Annotated in this window: 19 protein-coding genes; 13 read left to right on the top strand and 6 right to left on the bottom strand. The window is 62.1% G+C overall.

Annotated features, from left to right (window positions below):
* Window positions 1-4: 4 nt before the first annotated feature.
* A complete protein-coding gene (locus tag OIS53_RS00255) occupies window positions 5-3070 on the bottom strand; it encodes a SusC/RagA family TonB-linked outer membrane protein (protein ID WP_264680382.1) in 3066 nt (1021 codons plus the stop codon).
* A 281-nt stretch (window positions 3071-3351) separates the two neighbouring features.
* Here OIS53_RS00255 and OIS53_RS00250 point away from each other — a divergent pair, with 281 nt between their 5' ends.
* The 3 genes from OIS53_RS00250 to mltG all read left to right on the top strand — a co-directional run bounded on the left by OIS53_RS00250 (window position 3352) and on the right by mltG (window position 7782).
* Window positions 3352-4518, top strand: coding sequence for a ribonuclease D (locus tag OIS53_RS00250; RefSeq protein WP_264680381.1), 1167 nt, complete (start codon window positions 3352-3354; stop codon window positions 4516-4518).
* Window positions 4519-4987: 469 nt separating this feature from the next.
* On the top strand, window positions 4988-6472 hold the full coding sequence (locus OIS53_RS00245) for a helix-turn-helix domain-containing protein (protein WP_264680380.1): 1485 nt from the start codon (window positions 4988-4990) through the stop codon (window positions 6470-6472).
* Between the two features lie 254 nt (window positions 6473-6726).
* On the top strand, window positions 6727-7782 hold the full coding sequence (mltG, locus tag OIS53_RS00240) for an endolytic transglycosylase MltG (RefSeq protein ID WP_264680379.1): 1056 nt from the start codon (window positions 6727-6729) through the stop codon (window positions 7780-7782).
* A 139-nt stretch (window positions 7783-7921) separates the two neighbouring features.
* Here the strand turns inward: mltG and OIS53_RS00235 are convergent, their stop codons facing one another.
* The gene (locus OIS53_RS00235) at window positions 7922-9418 is read right to left on the bottom strand and encodes a hypothetical protein (protein WP_264680378.1); all 1497 of its coding nucleotides are present in this window, start codon (window positions 9416-9418) and stop codon (window positions 7922-7924) included.
* 222 nt (window positions 9419-9640) lie between these two features.
* Here OIS53_RS00235 and dtd point away from each other — a divergent pair, with 222 nt between their 5' ends.
* Both dtd and OIS53_RS00225 read left to right on the top strand, forming a co-directional pair.
* Window positions 9641-10090, top strand: a complete 450-nt coding sequence (dtd, locus tag OIS53_RS00230) for a D-aminoacyl-tRNA deacylase (RefSeq protein WP_264680377.1) — start codon at window positions 9641-9643, stop codon at window positions 10088-10090.
* Between the two features lie 259 nt (window positions 10091-10349).
* On the top strand, window positions 10350-10676 hold the full coding sequence (locus OIS53_RS00225) for a nucleotide pyrophosphohydrolase (protein ID WP_264680376.1): 327 nt from the start codon (window positions 10350-10352) through the stop codon (window positions 10674-10676).
* 11 nt (window positions 10677-10687) lie between these two features.
* Here the strand turns inward: OIS53_RS00225 and OIS53_RS00220 are convergent, their stop codons facing one another.
* Both OIS53_RS00220 and gcvT read right to left on the bottom strand, forming a co-directional pair.
* Window positions 10688-11446, bottom strand: coding sequence for a 2-phosphosulfolactate phosphatase (locus tag OIS53_RS00220; protein ID WP_264680375.1), 759 nt, complete (start codon window positions 11444-11446; stop codon window positions 10688-10690).
* Between the two features lie 302 nt (window positions 11447-11748).
* A complete protein-coding gene (gcvT, locus tag OIS53_RS00215) occupies window positions 11749-12849 on the bottom strand; it encodes a glycine cleavage system aminomethyltransferase GcvT (RefSeq protein ID WP_264680374.1) in 1101 nt (366 codons plus the stop codon).
* 146 nt (window positions 12850-12995) lie between these two features.
* Between gcvT and OIS53_RS00210 the strand changes: the two genes are divergently transcribed.
* The 3 genes from OIS53_RS00210 (at window position 12996) to OIS53_RS00200 (ending at window position 15481) form a co-directional block, all read left to right on the top strand.
* Entirely contained in the window at window positions 12996-13361 is a 366-nt protein-coding gene (locus OIS53_RS00210; RefSeq protein ID WP_264680373.1) for a CZB domain-containing protein, read from the top strand.
* Between the two features lie 63 nt (window positions 13362-13424).
* On the top strand, window positions 13425-14978 hold the full coding sequence (locus OIS53_RS00205; RefSeq protein ID WP_264680372.1) for a sensor histidine kinase: 1554 nt from the start codon (window positions 13425-13427) through the stop codon (window positions 14976-14978).
* 59 nt (window positions 14979-15037) lie between these two features.
* Window positions 15038-15481 carry a response regulator gene (locus OIS53_RS00200; RefSeq protein WP_264680371.1) on the top strand — a complete coding sequence of 148 codons (444 nt, stop codon included), beginning with the start codon at window positions 15038-15040 and terminating at the stop codon, window positions 15479-15481.
* 116 nt (window positions 15482-15597) lie between these two features.
* On the opposite strand, the gene OIS53_RS00195 is transcribed toward OIS53_RS00200, so the two are convergent.
* Together OIS53_RS00195 and OIS53_RS00190 are read right to left on the bottom strand one after the other, a co-directional pair.
* Window positions 15598-16173, bottom strand: coding sequence for a ribonuclease HII (locus OIS53_RS00195; RefSeq protein WP_264680370.1), 576 nt, complete (start codon window positions 16171-16173; stop codon window positions 15598-15600).
* Window positions 16174-16298: 125 nt separating this feature from the next.
* A complete protein-coding gene (locus tag OIS53_RS00190) occupies window positions 16299-16547 on the bottom strand; it encodes a hypothetical protein (protein ID WP_264680369.1) in 249 nt (82 codons plus the stop codon).
* 581 nt (window positions 16548-17128) lie between these two features.
* On the opposite strand from OIS53_RS00190, the gene OIS53_RS00185 reads away from it, so the two are divergent.
* From OIS53_RS00185 to OIS53_RS00165, 5 genes are all read left to right on the top strand, one after another.
* Window positions 17129-17698, top strand: a complete 570-nt coding sequence (locus OIS53_RS00185) for an NUDIX domain-containing protein (protein WP_264680368.1) — start codon at window positions 17129-17131, stop codon at window positions 17696-17698.
* Window positions 17699-17951: 253 nt separating this feature from the next.
* Window positions 17952-18794 carry a lysophospholipid acyltransferase family protein gene (locus OIS53_RS00180; protein ID WP_264680367.1) on the top strand — a complete coding sequence of 281 codons (843 nt, stop codon included), beginning with the start codon at window positions 17952-17954 and terminating at the stop codon, window positions 18792-18794.
* Between the two features lie 28 nt (window positions 18795-18822).
* Window positions 18823-19110, top strand: coding sequence for an Asp-tRNA(Asn)/Glu-tRNA(Gln) amidotransferase subunit GatC (gatC, locus tag OIS53_RS00175; protein WP_264680366.1), 288 nt, complete (start codon window positions 18823-18825; stop codon window positions 19108-19110).
* 33 nt (window positions 19111-19143) lie between these two features.
* Entirely contained in the window at window positions 19144-22182 is a 3039-nt protein-coding gene (locus tag OIS53_RS00170) for a tetratricopeptide repeat protein (RefSeq protein WP_264680365.1), read from the top strand.
* 14 nt (window positions 22183-22196) lie between these two features.
* Window positions 22197-22916, top strand: coding sequence for an ABC transporter ATP-binding protein (locus tag OIS53_RS00165; protein WP_264680364.1), 720 nt, complete (start codon window positions 22197-22199; stop codon window positions 22914-22916).
* Window positions 22917-22922: the final 6 nt, after the last annotated feature.

Below are 22922 nucleotides of genomic sequence, written 5' to 3'. Positions count from 1 at the left end.
ACGGTTAAAGGCCCAGGTTGATCCCTATCAGCCACGTACGCGCCAACGGCGGCGTGTAGAAGTCGTGGCCCAGCAGCACGTTGGCCTGCCCGAACGTGGTAGTGTTTACCTCGGGGTCGTAACCCGTGTAATTGGTAATGGTAATCAGGTTCTGACCGGTAATGTAGATGCGCGCCGATGCCACTTTGGCCTTGTCCGAAATAGCTTTGGGCAGAGTGTAACCCAACGTCACGTTCTTGAAGCGCAAGAAAGAACCATCTTCCATGTAACGCGACGACGGCTGGGTGCCGTTCCCTTCGTATAAGCGAGCCTGCGGTACTCGGGTTTGGTCGCCGGGCTGGCGCCACCGCTGCAACTCCCGCACGGTGTGGTTGTCGAAGTAGTCGCCGCTGGTTTCCTGGAATACCCCGGCAATGTTGTAGAGGTCGTTGCCGTAGGTAAACTGGTTTAGGATGCTCAGCTCAAGGCCTTTGTATGAGAAGGTATTAGTAAAGCCGCCCTGGAACTTGGGGTTAGGGTCACCAATTTTCACAAACTGCGCTTCGCTATAGTTACTCGTTAGCCCCCGGTTGATGGTGCCATCCGGATTAGTAGTGTTCAGCACGTACATGGCATCACCATTTTCGGGGTTAGCGCCGGCAAACTCCTTGCTCCAGAACACTCCAATGGGTTGGCCTTCCCGCACGCGCCCCACGTTGCGGCCACCGGCAATAATTTCCTGGCCATCCAGGTCAATTACTTTATTGCGGTTAAAGGAGATGTTAAAGTTGGTAGCCCACTTAAACTCCTGGTCGATATTGCGCGTGTTCAGGCTTACCTCTAAGCCCCGGTTGCGAATAGTACCAAGGTTTTTGATTACTGTGGGGTAACCGCCGGTATACGGCAGTTGCAGAGCCAGCAGCGCGCCTCCTGATTTTATAACGCCAGTGGTCTTATCATATACGTCCACCTCACCCCCAATGCGGCCATTTAGGAAGCCAAACTCAAACCCGATGTTGGCTTGATTGGTAGTTTCCCACGACAGCCGCTGGTTACCAATGGTAGTTGGCACGATACCGGCCTGATCAGCATAGGGCTGGGCGCCGAACAAACGCGAAAACACGAAGTTGCCAATTTCAGCATTGCCCGTGATGCCATAGCTGGCCCGCAGCTTTAGTAGGCTTACAATAGAGTTGTCACGCAAGAAATCTTCTTCTGTAATCACCCAACCCAGTGAGCCAGCCGGGAACAAGCCATATTTCCGGTCGGGGGCGAAGCGTGACGAGGCGTCGACGCGGGCACTCACCGACGCCAGGTAACGGCCTCGGAAGGTGTAGTTCACGCGCGACAGGTACGAGAGGAAGGAGTAGTCGGTCTGCGAGGAGTTGCCGGAAATAATGCGGGCTGCCGAGGCTATGCGGCGGAACTGGTCGTTGGGGAAGCCGCGGCCTTCCGCTGAAGTGTTCTGCTGGTTGAAGCGCTGGAACGAGAAACCTACTAATGCTTCCAGTGAGTGGTCTTCGCCAATGTTTTTGGCCCAGTTCAGCGTCTGGTTGGTGGTGTAGTTGATAGACTGCACCTGGTTGGAGAAACCGTAGCCCGTGGGCGCCCCATCTTGGGTGTAGCGGCCCCGGTAGATGTTCTCGTTCAGGTTCAGGTAGTCGGCCCCCACTTCCGAACGGAAAATCAGGCCAGGCAACACTTGATATTGCAGCGACAAGTTGCTAAACGAGCGGTAGGTGCCGGCCCGGTTAGAGGCGTTAGTTACATCAACCAGGGCGTTATAATACAGCGTCTGGCGGTTCAGGCCAGTAGGGTCCGTAGGGTCATCCTTGGGCTGCAATGGGGGCAGAGCATTTAGCTGCACCGGATTAGAAAAGGCGTTGTCGTCAGGCACCCGGTCGTTTACAGAACGCGAAATCGACAGGTTCAAGCCCACCTTAAGCTTCTCGCTGATGCTGTGGTCGATGTTGGCCCGCAACGAACCCCGGCGGTAGCGGTTGCCAACGATGATACCGGTTTGGTCGTTGTAGGTACCGCTCAGGAAAAAGCGGGTCTTGGCATCACCACCGGTCACGTTGGCGTCGTACTGGTACACGTTGCCCTTGCGGAAGGCCAGCTCCGACCACGGTGTGTCCGAAGTGGAGTTGAAATCGATGCCGCCTTCATTCAGAAATACCTCTTCCACCGGCGTAGAAGGGTCATAGCCCAGTACATCCACTAGGAAGCTGTTCGGATTATTGAGCGAGTTTTGAATGGCTTCGCTGAAGAACTCCTTATACTGGTCGCGGTTCAGGAACTTGCGCAGGCGCGTGGCTTCGCTCTGGCCGGCGTAAAAGCCCACGTTTACGCGGGTCTGACCCTGACGGCCTCTTTTGGTTGTTACCAAGATAACCCCGTTGGAGGCGCGCGAACCGTAGATAGCAGCCGCGGCGGCATCTTTCAGGATAGTAATCGACTCAATATCATTTGGATTGAGGTCGGCCAGTGGGTTGAGCGTCTCATCATTGGCGGCCCCCACGTCCTGCGACGTCACTGGAATGTTGTCGATTACATACAAGGGCTGATTGGAGCCCGATATCGAGGAAGCCCCGCGCACCCGAATCTGTACCCCAGAGCCCAGCTTACCCGAGCCTTGGTTGATCTGAACGCCCGGTGTGCGGCCCTGAATAGCTTGCTCGAAGCTTACAACAGGGACATTTTCTACGTCACGGCTGCCTACTTGCGTAACAGCTCCTGTTAGCTCGGTCCTGCTTTGCGTACCGTAACCCACTACGACGGCTTCGCCGAGTTCGGTGGCACTGCTGACCAGCGTAACATTTACGGAGGTACGGTCGCCGACGGCAACGTTCTGCGTGGTAAAGCCAATGGAGCTAATGACAAGCGTGGCGCCGGGCTGCACGGACAAGGTGAAGCTGCCATCGGCAGAGGTGCTGGTGCCATTGGTGGTGCCGCGCTCCAGCACGGTCACCCCAGGCAGCCCGGAGCCGCTGGCATCTGCCACCCGGCCGCTTACTGTGCGCGTTTGGGCTGCTGCCGTCGAGGCAAACGCCACTCCACACGCCAGTGGAATGAGGAAATTTTGTTTCATAGAACCTGGCCCTCCTTAAGGCCGAACTGAGTGAAAAAAGCCGGTCCGACGTTCCGGCACAATAGGTAAAGGGGTGCGAAGTAGCAGCTTTTAGATGGCCTGCACAAGCAGACTCTCCACCACTTGTTGCAACTATTGCAACCCAATGGAGAGCAAGCTAACTAAATCTTACAAAAAATGGCATTTTTCTGTTGCTAAAGGGGCCGGATTGGGTTTGCTGGCCAAGCTCTCTACCTTTACAGTAGACTTGCGCTGCGTCTGCGGCGTCTTATGCGTTTTTAATGTCTGCCATTCAGTACCTCACCGAGCCTGCTGCCATTGCGCAAGCAGCTGCCAGCCTGCACGCCCAGCCTCGGGTAGCCATCGACCTGGAGTTTGACGACATGCGCCACCGCTACGGGCGCAACCTGGCGCTTATTCAGCTGTTCGACGGCAACACCGTGTACCTGATTGACCCATTGCCGCTGCTCAACCCCGCGCAGGAGCTGGAGCCGCTGTGGGCCGTGCTGCGCGACCCGGCCGTGGAAAAGGTGTTTCACAGCTGCAAGTCCGACATTCTGCTGCTCGATGAGCTGTACGGCGTGCACGTGCGCCGCATCACCGATACCAGCGTGCAGTACACGCTGCTGGCCGAGGCGGACAATAATATCTCGCTGGGCCGGCTGATTCAGCAGGAACTGGGGCTGGAAGTAGATAAGGGTGAGCAGAAGTCGAACTGGCTGAAACGCCCGCTGACGGAGGCCCAGATGCACTACGCCGCCAACGACGTGCTCTACCTGTTTGAGCTAACCGACCGGCTCAGCGCCAAGCTGGCCGCGTTGGGCCGCACCGCCTGGGCCGACCAGGAAAACCAGGCCCTGGAAGATGTGCGCTACAGCCGCGACGAACGGCCCTACCTGCGCCTGGCCGGCAAATACCGCATCCAGCCCAGCGAGCTGCCCCTGTTCCGCGACCTGTTTCTGCTGCGCGACGAGGTGGCTCGCCACATCGACCGGCCTACGTATATGGTGGCCAGCAACGACCGGCTGGCCGAGCTGACCCGCCTGCCCGTGACCAGCGCGGGCCACCTGCGCAACGCCCCCGGCCTGCACCCGGAGTTTAAGCGCAGCCCCTTTGCCGAGCGGCTGGTGGGCTTGTCGCAGGACGAGCGGGAACCCGAGCCGCCCCTGCCGCAGGAGCAGCGGCGCTTTCCGTTCCGGCGACGCCTCACCGGCGCCAAAGCCGCCCTGGCCGACGCCCGCGAGACTCTGTTGATGACCCTGAAAAACCATCTGGCCGAAGACCACAGCCCCATCATGGCTAATCTGGTGCTCAGCAACCGCCTCATGGCCGACATCATTGAGCAAGGCGCCGACCAAACCTTGCGCCCCTGGCAACACACGCTGCTGCGCGAAACCGCCGAGCGGCACGGCCTGGACTTCCAGCAGATAGCCGCGCCGTTTGCGTAATTATAAGTTTTATCAGTGCTAAAAAGACGCCCGCTGGGCGTCTTTTTAGTTTGGTAATAAAGCTGTCTGGTTAAGAAGCTCGTCCTGCTCCAGTGTAGGTTGGATGGCTTCTTACACAGACTCAACTTATCATTCCGACTGTAGGGGCGAGTCAGAATCATAGATGGCGCTGGCCGGCTATGCTCCGGCCGCGGTAGGCGGCTAGCTCAAACGGGCTGGTAGTGAGGAAGTGAAAGCCAGTACGCATAGGAAAAGCGAATTTCAGTTGTCAAGCGCATCTTGCTGGTTTTTATCGGTGTTCCTACATGCGTAGATTTGTGCGGTTTTAAGGCCGAAGCCAGGAGATGAGGAAGTGACGAGGTGAAACGAACGTTGGAGAAGCTTTGCGGCGGGTGCCGTTGTGCTTTGCCACTTGTCACTTCCTCATCTTCTTTCTGTAGTACCTTCCGCTCATCTCACTTCTGAACACATGCTGAGTCACGGTCAGGTTGTCCGATTGATTTTTGGGCTGAAGCTGCGCGAGCTGCGGCAAGAACGGGGCTTTACGCCGGCCGAGCTGGCCCGCGCCTGCGACGTGTCGGTGTCGTACCTGAATGAAATCGAGAAGGGCAAAAAGTATCCCAAGGCCGATAAGATTCTGAGCCTGAGCAAGGTGTTGGGCGTGAGCTACGACCAGCTGACCTCCCTGACGCTCAGCCGCCGCCTGGAGCCGATTTCGGAGTTGCTACAGTCGGATTTGCTCAAGGAGTTTCCGCTGGAGATGTTCGGGCTGGACCCGCTGCGCATTGTGGAGCTGATTGCCGATGCGCCGGCTAAGATGAACGCCTTCATCAGCACGCTCTTTGAAATTGCGCGCAACTACGAAATGCGGCAGGAGCACTTCTTTCTGGCCGCCCTACGCTCCTTCCAAGAGATGCACGACAACTACTTCGAGGAGCTGGAGCAGGACGTGCGCACGTTTGTGGTAGAGCACAAGCTGCAAGCCGCCGCGCCTTTCGACCGGGCCCAGCTGGAGCGGGTGCTGGCCGAGCAGTACGGCTACACCATCGACCGGGCCGCCCTGGACCAGTATGCGCACCTGGGCCGGCTACGCTCGGTATTCCAGCCCAAAATCCGCCGCTTGCTGCTGCGCCAGGGCCTGACCGGGGCGCAAGAGGGCTTTGTGCTGGGGCGCGAAGTGGCGTTCAACTACCTGCGGCTGCGGGAGCGGCCCTACGTGAATGCCTCGTTTCCGGTGCGCTCCTTCGAGGAAGTGCTGAACAACTTCCGGGCTTCCTACTTCGCCGGGGCTTTGCTGATGGAGGAAGAAACGCTGGTGCGCGACCTGCAACGCTTCTTTGCCAGCAAGAAGTGGGAGCCGGCCCTGTTGCTGAACCTGCTCACGAAGTATGACGTGTCGCCGGAAATGTTTATGCAGCGCATCACCAACCTGCTGGCGCGCCATTTCGGGCTGCAAAGCCTGTTTTTTCTGCGTTTCGACCAGGCCAATGCCTCGGCGGGCTACAAGCTGACCAAGGAGCTGCACCTCTCGCGCCTGCACAACCCCCACGGCAACGAACTGCACGAGCATTACTGCCGCCGCTGGATTTCCCTGCGCCTGATTGCCGAGCTGCGGCAGCAGCCCACCGGCCTCGGCCCCAAGTTTACGCTGGGGGCCCAGCGCTCCTGCTACCCCAACGGCGACGAGTACCTGTGCCTAACCGTGGCCAGAGCAGGCTCCTCCATCGAGCCGGCCGTGAGCGTGACTGTGGGCCTGCTCTGCGACGACAACCTGCGCCAGAAAATCCGCTTTCTCGACGACCCAGCCATCATCCAGAAAGAGGTAAACGAAACCTGCGAGCGGTGCACCATCCCCAACTGCGAGGTGCGGGCGGCGGCCCCCGTGGAAGTGGAGCGCCGCCAGCGCCAGCAGGAGCTGGAAGAAGCCGTAGCCGCGCTGGTGAATGGTGGCTGAATTGCGGATTGAGCGGCTGACACGGATTCCGCGAATTTTGGTGACGACTTACTTTTTGAACGATTCGCTTTTACGAGTAATGACTCGCTGAATCACTATCTGCCGGCAGGTACTATGCGACTATGTTCTCGGCTAGCTGACGGCTGTTATCAATCGTCACCAGAATCCGCGAAATCTGTGTCAGCCGCTCAATCCGTGATTCAGCCGGCTCAAGCAGTTATTTTTGAAGCGGTTACTGTTCATCTTTTCTTCTGTTGACTTCTTCCTCTCCCGTACTGCGCCGCTGGTTGTTGCAGTTTCTGTTGCTGTTGGGTGTGCTGGTGCTGGCCGGGCTGCTGGGCACCTGGTATGTGCTGCGGAAACCCAACGTACGGCCTTCGGCGTATGGTCCGGCTTACTTATTCATTGGTACGGGCACAGACTACGGCGCCGTGCTGGACTCATTGCGGAAGTATGAGCTGCTGCGCAACCCGGCCACCTTCGAGTGGCTGGCCGAGCGGCGCGGCTACCCGGCGCAGGTGAAGCCCGGCCGCTACCTGCTCACGCCCGACCTCGATAATATGGCCTTGCTGGACCTGCTGCTGCGCGGCGACCAGGACACGGTAGCCTTTCAGCTCGACGCCTTCAAGTACAAGCCCCAGCTGGCCCGGCAGGTGGCCCGCCAGCTCGAAACCGACTCGGTGGAGCTGCGGCGGCTGCTCCAGAACAACGCCCTGCTGCGCCGCCGCTACCGCCTCGACACCACTACCGTGCTGACCATGTTCTTGCCGGGGCCCTACCGGCTGGTCTGGAACACGTCGGCGCAGGAGTTTCTGGACTCGGCGGCGGCGGTGCACCGGCGCTTCTGGACCCGGCAGCGGCGGCAGCGGGCCGACTCGCTCCGCCTCTCGCCCACCCAGGTGCACGTGCTGGCCAGCATTGTGCAGCGCGAAACGGCCATGAAAGAAGACAAGCCCCTGATTGCGGGCGTGTACCTGAACCGCCTGCGCCGGGGCATGCGCCTGCAAGCCGACCCCACCCTGCTGTGGGCCATCGGCAACTTTGGGGTGAAGCGCGTACTCAACCGCGACAAGCTGGTGGATTCACCCTACAACACCTACAAGCACAAGGGCCTGCCGCCCGGCCCCATCACCTCCGCCAACCGCCAGAGCCTGGATGCCGTGTTGCAGCCCGCCCGGCACGAGTACCTGTTTTTCTGCGCCCGCCCCGGCGGCAGCGGCTACTCCGACTTTGCCGAGACCTTCGCCGAGCACAAGCGCAATGCCCGCAAGTATCAACGGTGGCTGGATAGCCTAGGCGTGAAACGCTGACCCTCAGCTAGCCGCAAGCTATAAGCTACAAGCTGCAAGCATTGTCATCCAGGCTTGTGGCTTGTAGCCTGAGGCTTACAGCTCAGAACTGGCTCCTCCTCTCCCAGAGAATCCCGCATCAGGCGGCGTGGGGCCGGGGCTAGCGTAGCCGCAGCAGCCGCAGCTGCACCGTGTCGCGGGCGGCTTGCTGCTGGCGGAGCAGGGTTTCGGCGTAGCTGAGGCCGGTGAATTCGGAGTGCTCCAGAAACAGCAGCGGCGAGACGAGCAACGGCTCCGGCCACGCGGCCACGGGCGGCTGGCGACGCAAGGAGTCGAAGTGCGCCACGCCGGTTACGCGCCAGTAGCTATCCAGCAGCACGTAGCGGTAGCCTTGCCGGCGCCAGCGGGTTAGGTCCCGTTCGTGCAGTACGGCTCGTACCGTGTCGGTAGCGGCCCGGAAGGGAGCCAGGCCCAGGCCGACGGTGCTGGCTACGGGTCCGCCGCCGTGGGTGTGCAGCCAAGCCGCTACTTGCGGGTAGCGCGTGGGCGCATAGGCGTAGATTTCCCGCTGAATTCGGCGCAGATTGAGCCCTACAGACACGAATACTACCGCAGCCAGGGCTGCCGCCGGCAGCCAGCGCCGCAGCCCCAGAAACCCCAGCGCATACAGCAACCCATACGCCCACAGCAGGCCGCGCGGGGCTTTCAAGAGCAGCGACATGCCCGCCAGCAGGCACCACGCCCACGCGGCCAGGTACCAGGGCAGCGGCAGCAGCTGGCCGCGCCGCACCCGGCCGCCCAGCAGCGCCGGCGCCAGCAGCCCCACCCACACCACCCACGACTCAAAATCCCAGAGGTAGCGCAGGTAATACAGGGCGTCGGGGTGCAGGGTGGCGGCGCGGCCGGCGGCGTTGGCCGCATCCGGAAAGGCTACTTTATAATAGATGGCGGGCCACAGGTACCAAGGCAAACCCGCAGCCACACCCACCGCGCCCAGCACCACGTACGGCAAGGCCAGCAGCGCCGCGACCCGCCACCAGTTGCCATTGCGCAGCAACAGCCCATCGGCACGCTGCCACTCCAGCACGGCCAGAATGGGCAGGGCCAGGATGAATTTGTAGTTGAAGCACAGCCCCAGCATCAGCCACAGCGTAGCCCGCAGCAGGGCCGGGCGGGTGCCTTCCCGTAGGCGGCGGTAGTAGGCCGGCAGCAGCCCCGCAAAGCACAACAAGCTCCAGGAGCCCATGGTGAAGTCGCGGCCCGAGAAGGTAAGCAACACCGATGTACCGGCCAGCAGCGTGAGCAGGGCAGTTTGCCAGCCCGCCAGCTCTGCCTCGCGCGCGACGAAGCGCACCAGCAAGCCCAGCGCCGCCACGGCCACCAGGGCGTTGAGGTGCTGAAACACGCGAAAATCCGTGGTCAGCCACGCTACCGGAGTATACACCAGGTAAAAAGCCGGGCTGCCGTGGTGAAACAGCTGGCGCAGATGGCCGGCGGCCACTTCCTGCACAATCTGCCAGTTGCGCACCGAGTCGTAGTCAGGCAAGGCTACGGTGCGCAGGCCGTACAGGCGCACGGCCGCCACGGCCAGCAGGGCGCCCGGCAACCAGGCCAGCGTGAGGTTCAGGAAGGGAATGCCGTTCTTCGGGGCCGCCATACGCAGATTCAGGAGCGCGGCGAAGGTCGCAATTATGCGCTGAACCCCGACCTTCCCTCACCTTTCACCTGAACTGACAACTATACTTGGCATACCAGCTGGCTTCATTTCTCGCAGTGGTTCGCAGAAGAAAGCGCAGTGGTTCGCAGTGTCCAAGCGGACTCATGTAGGCCAATTTCCTTTGTTAGTTCAGTTACTCATCACCTTATCACCTCTCACAGAATGCGCATAGTTTTGCAGCGGGTCCGCCACGCCAGCGTTACGGTGGCCGGCCGCGTAACGGGCCAGATTGGGCCGGGCCTGCTGGTGCTGGCCGGCTTCGCCCCTGCTGATACTACCGCTGACCTCGACTGGATGGCCCGCAAGCTGGTGCAGCTGCGAATTTTTGCCGACGACGAAGGCAAGATGAACCGCTCGGTGCTGGATATTGGCGGGGAGGTGCTGGTCGTGAGCCAGTTTACGCTGCTGGCCGACGCCCGCAAAGGCAACCGCCCCAGCTACATCGGCGCTGCCCCGCCGCCCATAGCCGTGCCGTTGTACGAACAGTTTGTGGAGCTAGTAACTCAGCTACTGGGCCGCCCCGCAGCCACCGGCGAGTTTGGCGCCGATATGCAGGTAGAACTGCTCAACGACGGTCCCGTTACGATTGTGCTGGACTCGCCAGAAAGGTAGTGAGGTGGTGAGTGCCTACAGAACGGTAGCCCCAGCGGGGCGGCATGTCGGTAGAAACCACCGGATAGATCCATGGTCAAAGCCCCAGCGGGGCGACACAAGAGTCCGCAGATGAATGGTGTCGCCCCGCTGAGGCTCTGTCTCTAAAACCAGCTGCACTTTGCTACCGATATGCCGCCCCGCTGGGGCTGACCATCACCCTTCACTCATTCACTCATTCACTCATTCACTCATCCACTCATTTACTCATGCATCACCTATGACTATCGAAGAAGCTCAGCGCACCGTGGACCAGTGGATACAAACCAACGGCGTCCGGTATTTCAACGAACTGACCAATCTGGCTATGCTGACCGAGGAAGTCGGCGAGGTGGCTCGCATCATTGCCCGTCAGTATGGGGAGCAGTCTTTTAAAGAGTCGGACAAAGACAAAGTGCTGGCCGACGAGCTGGCCGATGTGCTATTCGTGGTTATCTGCCTAGCCAACCAAACCGGCGTCAACCTCACCGAAGCCCTTCAGCGCAACCTGGCCAAGAAAACCCAGCGCGACGCCACCCGCCACCAGCAAAATGAGAAGCTGAAGTAAAGGCCATAGCCTCACAGCACTTCTATTTTCCCTGCCCGAAACACGGGCACCAGGTCGTACTCGTCTTCCCGAACGCAGAACGCCATGTCTTTGTGGGCTTCCAGGCTGTTGAGGCGGCGCACGTGGGAGGATTTGAGCAGGTAACCAGCCACGTCGGGGCGGGCGGCATGCCAGAGGTCGAGAGCGGCCAGGGTAGCGTCGGAGGCGCTGGGGTCGAAGGCGTCGGCGAGGCGCTGGGCCAGGGCCCCGGCGAAGAGGGTGTCTTCGAGGCAGAACTTTCCCTTCCAGCCCGCGCACACCACGACTACATCCTGATTCAGCTGGCGCAGGCGGGCCGCCACGGCGCCCAGGTTCAGAAAGGCCCCCACCAGCACCGCATCAGCAGCGGCCGACAGGTGCAGGGCGCGGGTGCCGTTGGTGGTGGTGATGGCCACGGCCCGGCCCCGCACCGGCACCGCCCCATCCAGGTAGCCGAAAGGCGAGTTGCCCAGGTCCACGCCCTCGGCTTGGCGCCCGTCGCGCTCCGCGGCCGTGAGGTAGCCTTCGGCGGCCAGGGCCCGGCACTCGGCCACCTCACTTACCGGTACCAGGTGCGTTACGTCCTGGGCCAGGGCCGTAACAATGGACGACGTAGCCCGCAGCACATCTACCACCACCGCCACCCGCCCGCGCAGGTCATACAGCGGCAGCAGCTCCGGCGTGAAGCAGGTATCAAAAGTGGGGCCGCTGGTAGGGGCGCGTCGCACGCGTCCGGCGTCGTCTGGGCTCATGGGCTATTGGGAGTAAAAAACAGCAGGCACGGGTGCCGCGCCTGCTGCTGAGAAGACTAAGAAAGCGGCTCGGCCGCCGGGGCCGCCGGTGCTTCCGCGGAGCATTCGATTTCGGACAGGTGGCCTGTTGAATGGTCAGCAGAAGCTTAATGCACTTATTATCAGCAAGTGGGCCCGGCTGGTTGCTAGCAGAACGGTGGTAGCAGGGCAACGCCGCCACATCGTCAGCCCGAAGCCCGACCAGGTGGACGGCTGGGAGCCGCCTGCTCGGTGCATATCCGGCGGGCGCGTGCAACGCGCCCCTACTCGGTGCCTTTCACGAAAGGCAGCTTGGTGACGGTGGCTGGCAGGTTTTTGCCGCGCACCTGCACAAAAATCTGAGTGCCGGGGACGCTTAGCTCGGTTTGCACGTAGCCCAGCCCAATGCCTTTGCTCAGGCTCGGCGACTGGGTGCCGCTGGTTACTTCCCCGATGGTTTCGCCAGCTTCGTTGACCAGCGGATAGTGTCCGCGCGGGATACCGGGGCCGTCCATCACGAAGCCCACCAGTTTGCGCTCCACGCCGGCTTCCTTCTGTTTCTTGAGGTTGTCGGCGTTGGTGAAGTCCTTGGTGAATTTGGTAATCCAGCCCAGGCCGGCTTCCAGGGGCGAAGTGTGGTCGGTGATGTCGTTGCCGTAGAGGCAGTAGCCCATTTCCAGGCGCAGCGTGTCGCGGGCCCCCAGGCCGATGGGCTTGAGGCCGTGGGGCTGGCCGGCTTCCATGATTTTCTCCCACACCTGCCGGGCATGCTCATTGGGCACGTACAGCTCGAAGCCGCCCGCGCCGGTGTAACCCGTGGCCGAGATAATAACATTGGGCGCTCCGGCAAACGTGCCCTGCACAAACGAGTAGTAGGGAATGCTGCTCAGGTCGGCATCCGTCAGGGGCTGGAGGGCAGTTATGGCCTTGGGGCCCTGCACGGCAAACAGGCTGATGTCGTCCGACACGTTTTCCATTTCGGCGCCTTTGGTGTTGTGGCGCTGAATCCAGTTCCAGTCCTTGCCGATGTTGGAGGCATTGACTACCAGCAGATAGTCGTTTTCGGCCAGCATGTACACCAGCAGGTCGTCCACGATGCCGCCCTCCTCGTTGGGCAGGCAGGAATACTGAGCCTTGCCGGGCGTGAGCTTGCTGGCGTCGTTGCTGGTTACGCGCTGAATCAGGTCCAGGGCCTGGGGGCCGCGCACCCAAAACTCGCCCATGTGCGACACATCAAAAATGCCGACGGCCCGGCGCACGGTGTGGTGCTCGTCGAGGTCGGAGGAGTAGCGCACGGGCATGTTGTAGCCGGCAAAGGGCACCATCTTGGCACCCAGCTGCTGGTGTACGTCGTTCAGCGGAACGGTTTTGAGAGTTTCGGACATGAAAAGTTGGCGTGGTGGGGTTGAGTATCGGGCGAAATTAGCCAACATTTTGGCCGGGGCCACCACCGGCAGGCATTCTGCTACCTTTGTCTTTTTGGTTCCAGCCTGGGCCCGTCTTTTTCTCCGCTTTCTCTGCTTCCGTTCGTATGAGCGACGACCTTAAACAGGATTTTGATGCCGCTTCGGTCAAGCACCTGCTGTTTAAGTCGAAGCTGCGCTCCTACCTGTTTGGCAGCGGCACCAGCGAAGCGCCTATCCGCGACCCGCAGGCTTGCTCGTTTGGGCACTGGATTGCCGAGCGGGCCCTGCGCACCTACGGCCACCTGCCCGAAAGCCAGCAATTGGACCGGCTGCACATCCGCATTCATGAGGTGGCTAACCGCCTGATGGACCTGCACCAGCGGGGCCGCCCCGACGAGGCCGTGGCCGGCCTTGCGGAAGTAAACCAACTGGCCGACCAGATTACCCACCTCCTGCGTACGATGCAGGAAAAGCTTCGCGCCGGCACCTGACCTGGCTTCTACCATGCCTTGAGCAAGTACCGGCCGCCGGAGCATTGCCTGTTGATTCTTCGTATGAAGCTCAAACTCTCCACCAAGCTATTCGCCGGGTTCGTGGCTATTTCGCTGCTGTTTGCGGCCGTAGTGGTCATCAACTACCAGCTCTCGCGCAAGGTGCTGCGCAACTCCCAGCGCGTCGAACGGTCCCAGCGCATTACCAGCGAGGCTACCACCCTGCTGCGCAGCATTATCGACATGGAAACCGGCTTCCGGGGCTATCTGCTCATCGGCAGCGAGACCATGCTGGAGCCTTATCACCAGGGCGAGCGGGAAATGCTGGGGCGCTTTGCCGAGCTGCGCGAGGAGCTGGAGGCCGGCAGCCCGCAGTACGAGCGGATGGTGCGGGCGCAGCGGCTGTTTCAGCAGTGGGCCAGCTACTCTCACCTGCTCATCAGCGAAAAGCGCGAAGCCATGCGGCGCAACCCCACGCAAACCGGCCTGGAAGGCCTGGAGCACCGTGCCCTGATGGACGACCTGGCCGGCAAGCGGCTGGTTGACCAGATTCGGGTGATTTTTGCGGCCTTCGAGGAAGAAGAGGTGAAGGCCCGCACCAAGCAGCGGGAGAAGCTTCAGGAAAGCATTCGGGAAACGCGCATCATGTCCGTGGGCATCACCCTGCTCACGATTCTGCTGGGCCTGCTCTACGCCTCCCGTCTGGTGCGGCAGCTGGCCCGGCGCATCGGGGGCATGGTGCGGCAGGCCCGGCGCATTGCCGGCGGCGACTACAGCACCCAGGTGCAGGACACGCAGCAGGACGAGCTAACCGAGCTGACTGACTCGCTTAACGTCATGACCACCACCATCAGCACCACCATCACGCAGCTGGAGCGCCGCAACCAGGAGCTGGACCAGTTTGCCTACGTGGTGTCGCACGACCTGAAGGCCCCGCTGCGGGGCATTGAGTCGGCTTCGCGCTGGATTGAGGAAGACATGGGCCGGGACCTGCCCGCTCATATTCAGGAGTTTCTGGTGCTGATGCGCAAGCGGGTGCGCCGCATGGAAAACCTGATCAGCGGTATTCTGGAGCTGGCCCGCGTGGGCCGCACACCCCAGGCCGACGAGCCGGTGTTTGTGCGCCAGCTCCTGCGCGAAATCATCGACTCGCTAAGCTTACCGCCGGGCTTTGAGGTGGAGCTGCCGTTTTACCTGCCCACGCTGGTTACCAACCGCGTGCAGCTCCAGCAGGTGTTTACCAACCTCATCAGCAACGCCGTAAAGTACCACCACCGCCCCGAAGCTGGCGTGGTGCGCATCGGCTGCACCGAAGGCCCGCAGTTCTACACCTTCACCGTGGCCGACAATGGCCCCGGCATTGCCCCAGAGTACCACGAGCGGATTTTTGTCATCTTCCAGACTCTCACGGAGCGCGACACCCTGGAAAGCACCGGCGTGGGCTTGGCTATTGTCAAGAAAATTGTGGAGCGCCAGGGGGGCACCATCCGCGTCGAGTCGGCGGAGGGCCAGGGTGCCTCATTCATTTTCACCTGGCCCCGCAGGTCGGCGGCGGCGGTGGCGGCGCGCCCGGCTGAGGTAGCCCGCCCGGCAGTAGTTACCGCCTCTGCTTCCTGAATGCCGTATAGAAACTCCTGACACTTTCCTTTCCGACCTGTTCTGTTCCTTTCCTTCGTATGGCAACCACCACCTCTGAACCAAGCATTTTGCTGGTCGAAGACGACCAGATGGACATTATGAACGTGCAGCGGGAGCTGCGCAAGCACAACATTAGTGCCCCCCTGCACGTGGCCCGCAACGGCCGCGAAGCCCTCAACCTGCTGCGCGGCGAAAACGGCGAGGACCGGATTCCGAAGCCTAGCGTGGTGATGCTGGACCTGAACATGCCCCGCATGAATGGCCTGGAGCTGCTCGACACCCTGCGCTCCGACCCCGAATTTGTGGGCCTCAACGTGTTCATCACCACCACCTCCGACCTGGAAACCGACCGCCTGAAAGCCCAGGACCTGGCCGTGAGCGGCTATATTATTAAACCCCTCTCCTTCGACACCTTCGGCGAAGGCGGCGCCACCGTCGACGGCTTCAGCCTGTTCCTGGACCTGCTGCGGCTGAAAGAGTGAGATTTCAGACCTGAGACTATGAGACATGAGAAGTGAGACTATGTTCTGATTCCCTGCTGATAGGATGTCAGAACGTAAGTCTCACTTCTCATGTCTCATCATCTCAGGTCTGAAATCTACAACAGTCGAAACCCCATGCGGTGGTGCTCGGTGGGGCCATGGTTGCGGATGGCGGCGCGGTGGCGGGCGGTGGGGTAGCCGGCGTTCTGCTCCCAGCCGTAGTGCGGAAACTGGGCGGCCAGCTCCCGCATCCGTTCGTCGCGGAAGGTTTTGGCCAGCACCGAAGCCGCTGCAATGTGCCGGTACAGCCCGTCGCCTCCGATGACGCAGGTGTGCGGCAGCGTGACGTGGGCCCGGAACCGGTTGCCATCTACGAGCAAGTGCGTGGGCTGGGGCTGCAACTGGTCTACGGCGCGGTGCATGGCCAGATAGCTGGCCTGGGCAATGTTGAGGGCAGCAATTTCCTGGGGTGAAGCCTCGGCCACGGCCCAGGCCACGGCTTCGCGGCAAATGTCGTGGCGCACCTGCTCCCGGCGCCGCGCCGTCATCTGCTTGGAGTCGTTGAGGTAGCGGGGCTGGAAGTCGGGCGGCAGGATAACGGCCGCCGCAAACACGGGTCCGGCCAGGCAGCCGCGCCCGGCCTCGTCCAGCCCCGCTTCCAGCGGCTCGTGGGTGTAAGAAGAAAGCAGCATGGCCGGCAAAGGTACAGCCCCCGCCGAATGGGAAAAGCCTCCCCGGCGGCCAAACGGCACCCGGAGAGGCTTTTCGACACAGAAATCTGTACTATAAAATGCCGCACCTAGCGTGCGGCTCATCTTTACTTATGGCTGCCGGCCGTAGAGCCGGTTTCCGGGCCTTCTGCTTCGCCGCGGCGGTGTCCTTGCTTGTCGCGTGGGCCGTCGTCCATGGCGTCTTCTTCGTCGGTGGTGATGTACACGTTGGTGGTGGGGCCGAGGCCACCGGTTTGCTGCGCCAGCTCAGCTTCAGCCTGGGCGTGCTTGAGGTTGAAGAGCGGGTCGCCGGTTTGCTGCGGGGCCGCTGCCTGCTTTTTCTCCTGATTAGCCATAGAAAAACAAGTACCCGCCGGGATGTAAACAGCTGGGTGCATTATCCTACGCGCCCTGGTAGCTCAGGTTTACGGCGGCGCTTACAGGATTTTGAGCTATTGGTTTTAGGGTTTCTGGGTAGCCAGCGTGCCCAAACGTAATTCACCCAGCCGATGAGCCAGTGGCAGCACGCCGCCGGTTAGGCCGGGCGTGGGGTGAACAGCATGCCGGCATAAACAAGAAACTGTAGGTTTACTTCACGGACTCTGGAAGCCAGAAACCCGAAAGCGCATAAACAAAAAAAGCCGCTGCCCGAGGCAGCGGCCCTTTTTCAGCGCATTGGCCGGCAAAAAATTCATCCACCCTACTCCTTTTGCCGGTGACCAACACTACGCGGTATGAGCCTTCCTTTCCATAAACCCTACGCGCGCTAACTAATTACTGCATCAAATGTAGGGGACGCCGGAAGGCCCGTGTTGAATTATTGGTTCAACCAGCCTCCTTACCCGGTCAACGGCAGCTTCTGCCCGGCGAGAGAAATTTCCCTGTTTTCGGCCGCCCCTCGTCGTCCTACCTTTGTGCCGTACTTTATTTGCTTTCTATGGCCGCTGCCCCCGCCGATTTCGACGCTCACCACAACCCCTGGCACGTGCTCAGCTCCGAGCTGAAGTACCAGAACCCCTGGATTAGGGTTCGGGAGGACCAGGTGCTGAACCCGGCCGGCAACCCCGGCATTTATGGGGTGGTGTCTATGAAAAACAAGGCCCTGGGCATTATCCCGGTGGATGCCGATGGCAACACCTGGCTGGTGGGCCAGTACCGCTATCCGCTTAACGAGTACAGCTGGGAAATTCCCATGGGCGGTGGCCCCGTGGAGCTGGACATTCTGGAGTCGGCGCAACGGGAGCTGCGCGAAGAAACCGGCCTCACCGCCGGCCGCTGGACCAACCTTATGCGCCTGCACACCTCCAACTCCGTCACCGACGAAGAAGGCTTCGTTTTCCTGGCCCAGGACCTGGAGCACGGCGACGTGGAGCCCGAAGAATCCGAAGACCTGCGCCTCTGGAAGCTGCCCCTCACCGAAGCCATTGAAATGGTCATGGACAGCCGCATTACCGACGCCATCAGCGTAGCCGGCCTGCTCAAAGCCGCCCGGCTGCTGGGGGTGTGAATTTTGGGGATGAGGTGATGGGGTGAGAAGGTGACAGGTGACAGGTAAACGGTCATGCTGAGCGAAGGCGGAGCCGAAGCCGAAGCATCTCTCCCGCTTCGTTGCAGTCATCAAGAGTTACCCTCGGCAGAGATGCTTCGACTTCGCCTCCGGCTTCGCTCAGCATGACAGACGTGTTACCTGTCACCTGTCACGTGTCACCTCCTCACCCTTCACCTCATCTCCCCATCACCTTACTAGTATATTTGCCTGTATGCTGCGCTTGCTTCGCTATATCGGCCACCGCTTGTACACGACCTGGGCGACGCTCTGGTTTGTGCTGCCGTTTGTGGTGACGTATCCGGTGCAGTGGGCCCTGAGCCGGCGGCCGCGCTGGCACCGGCAGCTGCACCAGCTCAACCGGGGCTGGTCGGCGTTCAGCATTCGGATGTGGGGGATGCCGGTGGAAGTGGTTTGGAAAAACCGTTTGCCGGCCGGCCAGCCCTGCGTGTACGTGGCCAACCACAGCTCGTACATTGATATTCCGCTGCTGTTCAAAGCCATTCCGGGCTGGCTCAACATCATGGGCAAAAGCTCCCTGACTCACGTGCCGCTCTGGGGCCCCATCTTCGGCAGCAGCTATATTACCGTGGACCGCGACAGCGCCGTGAGCCGGGGCCGGGCCATGGTGCAGGCCCGGCGCAGCCTCGCCGCCGGCCGCTCGGTGGTCATCTTCCCCGAAGGCACCATCTCGGAGCGGCCCGGTGAGGTGATGCTGCCGTTCAAGGACGGTGCCTTTCAGCTGGCTATTGCGGCCGGCGTGCCAGTGGTACCCATTTCCATGCCGCTGAACCACCGCTTCCTGCCCGATGTTGGGGGCCTGCGGGTGCGCTACTCGCCGCTACGTATTGTGCTGCACGAGCCGCTGTTCACAACGGGCCTCACCTCCGCCGATGCTGAGCAGCTGAAAAACCAGGCCTATGCCATCATTGCCGGCGAGTTTGGGCCCCACACGGCCGGCATTCCTGAGCCCAGCACCCTGCGCCAAACCGCCCCGTCGGGTCCAGCGCAGTCGTCGGCACCCAATCAGCAAGAGTTGGCCCTGCCCAATTCTTAATTTTTAATTTCTAATTCTTAATTCCTCCGTGAGCACCGACCTTGCCACTCTCCGCGGCCTCGCCCATCTGGCCCGCCTTGAATTCGATGAAAACAAAGAGCAGCAGATGCTCGGCGACCTGAATAAGATTCTGGACTGGGTAGACCAGCTGCGCCAGCTCGACACCACCGACGTGGAGCCGCTGGTGCACTTGTCGCAGGAAATCAATGTGCTGCGCCCCGACGAGCCGCAGAACACCGTGAGCCACCAGGCGGGCCTGCTCAACGCCCCGCGCAAGGACTCCGACTATTTCCGCGTACCCAAAGTGCTGGACTAACCGCTGGTGACTGTTTCTGCTTCTGCTTCCGCCGTGCCGCGCCCCCTTGCCGGGCGCGGTCCGTTTTTGGTGCTGGCCCTGGTGGCGGCCATAGCCCTGCTGCTGGCCGGCTGGCACTACCTCACCGCCGATGATGCCGTGCTGCCCGTGCGGACCGTGGCCCAGCTGACGCCTGTGCCCATTACCATTTCTACGGTGCGCGTGGGCCTGGAGGAGCTGCCGGTGCAGGCCAACGGATACCTCATCAGCCAGACCTACGACGTGGCCGGCCCCTTCCTGCGGCCCGCCGCGGCGTATGCGCTGGTGAGTTTGCTGGGCGTGGCCGTGGCTTACTTTCTGGCCGTCATCAGCGGCCTGGCCCGGCCCGCTTTCGTGGTAGGCATGGCCCTGGTGATTTTTCTGCTGATGTCGCTGAATGCCGACTTGCTGGGCGTGGTGGATGCGGGCCAGCAGTATTTTCTGGTAGGAGCCTTAGCCGCGCTGGGTTTGCCAGCTTATTATCTGCACGCTTTTCGTCCCGAGGTGAGCTTTGGGATTCGGCTGCTGCTGTTTGCGGGGCTGGTGGCGGGTTTGGGTGCGGTGCTGTTTGGCCTGAGCCCAACCCCAGCGGCTGTCACGGCTTTGCACCTGAGCGGGTTTTTTACTGTGGGCGGCGCCGTGGCGTTTGCGGCCTTGGTGCTGTGGGTGGGGTTTGAAAACGTGCACGGCCTGTTGTGGCTGAACACCCAGGCCGCTACTCCGGCCGGGCGTTTTGGGTTGCTGCCCTTCGTGCTGGCCAGCTCCTTGTACCTGGGCACGCTGCTGCTCTATTACTGGAACAACGGCGAAGTGCTGATTCTGCCCGGCCTGCGCCTCGACCCGCTCCTGCTGCTGTTGCCCGCCGTGGTGGTAGGCTGGCTGGGGCTGCGGCGCCGGGCGGCCACCTACGGCGCCTGGGTGCCCTACTGGCCCGGCATGGCCCACCTCTACCTGGTGCTGGTGCTGCTGGGCGCGGCGGCCCTGGGCTACGCCCTGGCTACGGCCAACGACCCGCTGCTCCAAGCCGCCCGCGACTTCACAGCCCGCGCCCTGCTGTGCCTGGGCGCGGCGTTTCTGGTGTACGTGCTGCTGAACTTTGCTCCGCTGCTGCGCCAGAAGCTGCCCGTGTACCGGGTGGTGTACGAGCCGCGGCGCTTTCCCTTCTACGCCATGATGGGGCTGGGCCTGGCCTTGCTGGGCTTGGTGGAGATGCGCAACAACTTCTTTGTAGCCGACCAGGTGCGGGCCGGCTACTACAACAACCTCGGCGACCTGGCCCGCCTGCTGAGCGAGCTGAACTCTGACGACCTCTCGCAGGCCCTGCTGGCGGAGCGCTACTACGCCGAAAGTGACTTGCTCGACCAGCACAACCACAAGGCTAGCCTGGGCCGGGCGGCCCTGTACCGCTTCCGCCTCCAGCGCCAAAACGAAATCAACATTCTGCGCCGGGCCCTGAACCGCCGACCTTCCGAGAAGATTTCCCTGCGCCTGGCGGCTCTCTACAACGAGCCCACCGACTTCTTCGACCGGCTGCGGGTGCTGCGGGAGGCGTTGAAAGTCGACCCCGCCAGTGCCCGCCTCAACGGTGACCTGGCCCAGCTCTACACCCGCTCGGCTCTTACCGACTCGGTGGCCTTCTACCAGAGCCGCGCCGAAGCTACTGCCCCCCACGATGCCGTGCTGCAAGCCAACCGCCTGGCCCAGCTCATCCAGCAGCAGCAATGGCAGCCCGCGCAGAACCTGGCCCAAGCAACTGCCGCCGTGCCCGACGATGCTTTGCGCAGCAATGCCCTGCTGGCCGCTCAGCTCACCAGCCGGCCGGCCGCTGCGCCAACCCAGTTGCCGCTGCCAGCTGATAGCACATTAACTCCGGCTGGGTTTGCCCGGCTGTACCATGCCGGCCTCAGCCGCGCCCAGCGCCAAGACACCTCTGCCCTACCTGCTCTAGCCCGCTTGACGGCCCGACCCGAAAACGCCGCCTACATCGACCAGCTTACCTTTCTGCGGGCCGTGACCCAGCACTACGGCGGGCGGTCGGTGGCCGCTCAGGCTACTCTGCTGCCCCTGGCTACGGGCTCTGGCCCCTCAACCGCCTACTACCAGCAGTTGCAGGGCCTATGGCTGCTCGACCAGCACCTGCCGGCCCCGGCCGCCGGCCGCCTCGCCGAAGCCCGCGCCAACGGTGCTGATGCTGCGGCGCTGCCGGCCGCCTACGCCCTGGCCCTTAGCAACCAGCCCGACTCGGCCCGGCGCGTAGCGCGGCAAGCCGCGCAGGGACGCTACCTGCCGGCCATCTTGCCTGCTCGGCGCCTACTGGCCGTGCTGGACCCCGACTTCCGCGCCAGCTACCCGCAAGCCCCCGACTCGCTGAAAGCCCAGTTTCTGGTGCTGCGCGGCGACGAGCTGCCGGCCGCTGAGCTGCTGCCCGCCGCCGTGGCTTTGCCGGCCGGCCCCGTGCGCGAAGCGGCCCTACTGGCTCAGGTGCCCCGTGCCCTGCGGGCCGGCCGCCTCGCCGAGGTGCAGCAGGTTATTCAGCAATTCGCCCCCGCTCCGGCAACTCGCACGCCGGCGGCCTCGGCCTGGAACGTGCTGCGGGGCGAAACGTACGTGCGGGCCCGGCAATGGGCCCCGCTGCGGCAACTTTTGCAAAACGCCACGTTTCGAGGTCCGCAGCGGGCTTATGCCCTGTACTTCCAGGCGGCGCTGGCCGAAGCCGACCAACAGCCTGCCGAAGCAGCCCGCCTCTACGCCCAGCTGGTGCAGCAGGCGCCTTTCGTGGAAGCCGGCCTGCTCGCCGCCGCCGACTTCTACACCCGCCGCCGCGACTACGCCGCGGCCTATAACACGCTGTTGCGCGGCATTGAGTACAACCCGGAGTCGGCGGCGCTGCTCCAGGCCTACGTGCTGGCGTCCGTGCCCGTGGGCCTGACTGAGTACGCGGCGGCCCCGCTGGAGCACCTGGGCGCGTTGCTTTCCCCCGCAGATTACGCTACCTTTCAAGCGCAGTACGAAGCGCGCCGCGCGGCTCGTGCTGCCGCTGCCCCCTGGAACTAACCCGGCCCCTGGTTATGCTGCCTCCCGTTATCCAAACCACCAATATTTCCAAGGTCTACCGCATGGGGACCGAGGAAATTCACGCCCTGCAATCGGTGTCCATCACCATTCAGCGCGGCGAGTACGTGGCATTTATGGGGCCTTCGGGCTCCGGCAAGTCTACGCTGATGAACATTGTGGGCTGCCTGGACACACCTTCGGGCGGGCAGTACATTCTCAATGGCAAGGACGTGAGCAACATGTCCGACAACCAGCTGGCCGACGTGCGCAACCGGGAAATCGGTTTCGTGTTCCAGTCGTTTAACCTGCTGCCCCGCGCCACCGCCCTCGACAACGTAGCCCTGCCTCTCATTTACGCCGGCTACGGCAAAAGTGAGCGGCAGGCGCTGGCCCGCGAAGCCTTGCGCAACGTGGGCCTGGCCGACCGGGCTCTGCACAAGCCCAACGAGCTGTCGGGCGGGCAGCGCCAGCGCGTAGCCATTGCCCGCGCCCTGGTCAACAACCCCAGCATCATCCTCGCCGACGAACCCACCGGCGCCCTCGACACCCGCACCAGCCACGAAATCATGGAGCTGTTTGAGGCCCTCTACGTGCGCGGCAACACCATCATCATGGTGACGCACGAAGAAGACATTGCCCGCCACGCCCACCGCATCGTGCGCCTGCGCGACGGCCTCATCGAATCCGATGTAACCAACCAACACGCAGCCAGCCCAGAAGCGGTAAACCACTAATGCGTC

This window comes from Hymenobacter sp. YIM 151500-1 (assembly GCF_025979885.1).
Classification (GTDB): domain Bacteria; phylum Bacteroidota; class Bacteroidia; order Cytophagales; family Hymenobacteraceae; genus Hymenobacter.
The sequence above is the reverse complement of the archived record's forward strand: the minus strand, read 5'-3'. Positions and strand labels throughout refer to the sequence as shown.